4 protein-coding genes are annotated in these 2,776 nt (G+C 67.1%); 2 read left to right on the forward strand and 2 right to left on the reverse strand.

Annotated elements, in window-relative coordinates:
* Both OTB20_RS41790 and OTB20_RS41795 read left to right on the forward strand, forming a co-directional pair.
* Positions 1-220 (forward strand): transposase (locus OTB20_RS41790; RefSeq protein ID WP_420716618.1); only part of this gene is annotated, 220 nt, incomplete at its 5' end.
* 144 nt (positions 221-364) lie between these two features.
* On the forward strand, positions 365-850 hold the full coding sequence (locus tag OTB20_RS41795) for a hypothetical protein (RefSeq protein ID WP_267825131.1): 486 nt from the start codon (positions 365-367) through the stop codon (positions 848-850).
* On the opposite strand, the gene OTB20_RS41800 is transcribed toward OTB20_RS41795, so the two are convergent.
* Positions 843-2,048, reverse strand: a complete 1,206-nt coding sequence (locus tag OTB20_RS41800; RefSeq protein ID WP_267825132.1) for an IS110 family transposase — start codon at positions 2,046-2,048, stop codon at positions 843-845. The genes OTB20_RS41795 and OTB20_RS41800 overlap by 8 nt on opposite strands.
* 310 nt (positions 2,049-2,358) lie before the next feature.
* On the reverse strand, positions 2,359-2,776 hold a 418-nt coding region (locus OTB20_RS41805; RefSeq protein ID WP_267825133.1), incomplete at its 5' end, for a transposase.

Consider the following 2,776-nt stretch of genomic DNA (forward strand, 5'->3'; position numbering starts at 1 on the left):
GCCCTGGCAACGACCCACAAACGAGAACACGAACGGGCTACTGCGTCAGTACTTCCCGAAGGGCACTGATCTCTCCCGGTGGTCCGCCGAGGACCTCGAAGCCGTCGCCATGACGATCAACAACCGGCCCCGCAAAGTCCTCGGCTGGCGGACACCGGCCGAGGTCTTCGAAGAGCAGCTACGCTCGCTGCAACAGCCCGGTGTTGCAACGACTGGTTGAACTCGCCCAGTACGTGTCGAAGGAGTTCGCCCAAGTCTGCGAGGAGCTCGGCGTGAGCAGATCGCGCGGCGCGGGGGGGCCCCTATCTCTTTGGTCAAGGGAAACGGGGCTGTGTTTGGTCGGGGAGCCGGGCAGCATGGCGGTGTGGCTGATCTTCTGTGGGATGACGTGAGCTGTTTCTTCGACCCGGATCTGATGGGGTCGTTGCCGGACGTGCGTGTCCCGGATTGTTCGGTGGAGGACTGGCAGGCGGTCCTCGATCTTGTCGAGGTGAGGGGCTGGAAGTGCCAGTACTCCGAAGGCGAAACGGTGCTGCCGGTGCCCCGGGCGGAGAGCGTGCTGTCCCGCCCGGCGGACGCTGAGTGCCCGAACCTGCGGGTCTGGCCGGCTGCCGACGTGCTGGCGATCTTCCGTTTTCTGGACGACGAGGTCATCGACTTCGACGTTGACCTGCGGGAGTTGCAGGGCCAGGAACGACTCGATGTGTTCTGCGGCTTCCTCCGGGAGATCGGGCGACGCTTGGGCAAGCCGGTCCTGATGGATCCGGAGGGCGACTACGGGCATCCCGTGCTCGGCTTCGATGTCGAGGCCGATCGGGTCGTCCTGCTGGCTGAGCCGCTGGTCATGTGACCGCGGCCGTCTGCCGGGATTCGTAGAAGGTTCCGTCGCGGAGCATCGCGAAGAGGACGTCGGCCCGTCGTCTGGCGAGGCAGAGCAGGGCCTGGGTGTGGTGTTTGCCCTGCGCGATTTTCTTGTCGTAGTAGGCCCGGGATGCCGGGTCGGCCAGGGAGGCGAACGCGGAGAGGAAGAAGGCCCGTTTGAGCTGCTTGTTTCCTCTCCGGGAGGGCTGTTCGCCGCGGATCGAGGACCCCGAACTGCGGGTCGCGGGGGCGAGGCCGGCGTAGGCGGCGAGGTGGCCGGCGGTGGGGAAGGTGCTGCCGTCGCCGACCTCGATCAGGATGCGAGCTCCGGTCCTGACTCCGACTCCTGGCATCGAGATCAGGACCTTCGAAAGAGGGTGGGCCTCCAGCAGTTCCTCGATCCGCCCGGCCAGTAGTTTCCGCTGGTCAAGGACGGCGGCCAGGGATCCGGCCAGGCTCGGGACGATCAGCGCGGCCGCCTCGGTGCCCGGGACATTGACGGTCTGCTCGTCCAGAGCGGTGAAGATGTCCTCGACCAGCCGCTCGGCCATCCTCGGGGCCTTGGGCCGTAACAGGGTGACCAGGCGGCGCCGTCCGGCCTTGCGGATCTGGGCCGGTGACCCGAACCGCTCCAGCAGAGTGAGAACTGCCGGGTGTTGCAACCGCGGCCCCCGCACTCGCTCCAGCGACGGATGGATCTGAGTCAGCAGGCCGTGCAGCCGGTTCGCGACCCGGGTGGCTTCGCCTGCCAGGTCGTCGTCGAACCCGGCGATCATCTCCAGCTCGGCGATCGTCTCGTCCTCGCCGTCGATCGCCCGCAGCGTGTGCGGCATCGCGCGGGATGCGTCCGCGATGATGAACGCGTCCTTCGCGTCGGTCTTCGCCTCGCCTGGGTAGAGGTCGGCGATCCGCCGCATCGTCAGTCCAGGCAGGTAGGCGACCGGGCAGCCCATGTCCCTCGCCACCGCCAGTGGTAAGGCTCCGATCGAGGCCGGCTGGTCGACCACGACCAGCACGGTTCCGTGCTTGGCCTGGAGTTTCGCGAAGAGTTCGCGGAGCTTGGGTTCGGTGTTGGGCAGGCGCTTGTCGAAGGCTTTCTTCCCGGTTGGTGTGACGGCGGTGGCGTGGTGTTCGCCCTTGCCGACGTCCAGGCCGAGGAAGACGTCGATGTCGCTGGTGTCGATCACGTGCAGGCCCCTCCATCACGCTTTTCGTCCGGCCTTGCCAGGGCACCGAGCTGCCACACCCACGTTACGGAGAGCTCTTCCGGCTCGGGTGAAGCCGGTGCTCAAGCCCCTCATCAGCGGTCCGTCGATGCCTCCGGGCCCGGTGACACCACCCCCCGGATCATCAACCGCAACAAGGGGGGGGAAGTCATGCCGGACCCGAAGGCCGGAGGCCCCATTTCGGAGCCACGAAGAAGGTAACGGGGGGTGCCCCTATGTCTTTCGTCAACCCCCGAGCCGCCTGGTTTGAGGTAGTTCATCCGTGTCGGGTTCATGCGGCGAGTTCGATGTTCTTCGGTTCGCGGGGTTCGTAGAAGGTGCCGTTGCGGAGCATGGCGTGGATGACGTTGATGCGCTGGCGGGCGAGGCGGAGGAGGGCCTGGGTGTGGGTTTTGCCGGTGGCCCGTTGCTTGTCGTAGTAGGCGCGGGAGGCGTTGTCGTGGAGGGCGGCGAACGCGGAGAGGAACATGGCGCGCTTCAGCTGGCGGTTTCCGCGGTGGGGTGCGTGTTCGCCGCGGATGGAGCTGCCGGAGGAGCGGGTGACGGGGGCGAGGCCGGCGTAGGAGGCGAGGTGCCCGGCGGTGGCGAAGGTGGTGCCGTCGCCGATGGTGACCAGCAGGGTCGCGCCTGTCCTGATGCCCACGCCGGGCAGCGACATCAGGAGCTGGGAAAGAGGGTGGGCCTCCAGC

Source organism: Streptomyces sp. H27-H1 (genome assembly GCF_026627445.1).
In the GTDB taxonomy this organism is placed as follows: Bacteria; Actinomycetota; Actinomycetes; order Streptomycetales; family Streptomycetaceae; genus Streptomyces.